Annotated in this window: 1 pseudogene; it reads left to right on the forward strand. The window is 47.8% G+C overall.

Annotated elements, in window-relative coordinates:
* Positions 1-751, forward strand: a pseudogene (locus J7438_RS26405) (type I-F CRISPR-associated helicase Cas3f); the annotation flags it as partial.

A 751-nucleotide genomic window follows, 5' to 3' on the forward strand; every position in this document is an offset into this window, starting at 1 on the left:
TGGATGCTCCTACCACTTATACAGCAGGCGATACCTGTGTTCATCTATGCGTCTATCACAGCCGTTATCCACTGGCGATTCGTAATTTTATTGAACAGTGCCTTGATGCAACATTAAACCGGAAAAATCCCGAGGCGATTTGGGCTCCCGGCAGTTCTGTCAGTCGTGTCATGGAGCAACATAGCCAACCTCACCATATTTTCGTGGTGCTGGCATCGCCGGTGGCAGAAGTTGGGCGAGACCACGATTACGATTGGGCAATTGTTGAACCCAGCTCCATGCGCTCCATCATTCAATTGGCAGGGCGTGTTTTACGTCATCGGGAGATTTATCCCAAATCCCCTAACGTCATACTGTTGGACCAAAACTACAAGGCACTGGGAAATAAAGACGTATGCTTTGAACGCCCCGGCTTCGAAACCAGAAAGATGCAACTGTCGTCAACGCACATAAGCAGGCTGTTACATGCTCACCAATACCAGTCAATCAATGCCATTCCCAGAATCACGTTACCTGATAGCAAAGACAACCATCATAACAAAGAAGGTAAATACACCAACCTGAATGGTCTGGAACATAAAGCATTGGCCTTGCAGCTATTTTCCGGAGAAAAAAGAGCGAAATACTGGTGGGATAGCGAACAGCCCATAAAGCCCTGGTGGTGTGGTGAAGTGCAGCGCCAGCAGAAGTTCCGTCTGTCTGAAAAAGATGAGGCCTATTACTTATGGCTTCATGACCACCACAGTACATC

The sequence above is a fragment of the Thalassotalea sp. G20_0 genome, assembly GCF_017744175.1.
Classification (GTDB): domain Bacteria; phylum Pseudomonadota; class Gammaproteobacteria; order Pseudomonadales; family Endozoicomonadaceae; genus Endozoicomonas.